Here is a 255-nt window from a genome sequence, read left to right on the forward strand (position 1 = left end):
CTAATGCAGTCCGGGTCCCCATCGTCTAGAGGCCTAGGACACCGCCCTTTCACGGCGGTAACAGGGGTTCGAATCCCCTTGGGGATACCACTTATTTTAAAGCGTTGAGTTTTAGCCTACAGAACTTGATGAGTATTCACTCTTTGCAGAGTCTAATGCAGTCCGGGTCCCCATCGTCTAGAGGCCTAGGACACCGCCCTTTCACGGCGGTAACAGGGGTTCGAATCCCCTTGGGGATACCACTTATTTAAAGCG

At 52.5% G+C, this 255-nt stretch carries 2 tRNA genes; both read left to right on the forward strand.

Going from position 1 to position 255, the window contains the following annotated elements:
- Positions 1–14 precede the first annotated feature (14 nt).
- A tRNA-Glu gene (locus tag K5Q73_RS21505) sits at positions 15–90 on the forward strand.
- A 76-nt stretch (positions 91–166) separates the two neighbouring features.
- Positions 167–242: transfer RNA gene (locus K5Q73_RS21510), tRNA-Glu, on the forward strand.
- Positions 243–255 lie beyond the last annotated feature (13 nt).

Origin of the sequence: Shewanella sp. MBTL60-112-B2 (genome assembly GCF_019655055.1) — a bacterium.
Lineage (GTDB): Bacteria > Pseudomonadota > Gammaproteobacteria > Enterobacterales > Shewanellaceae > Shewanella.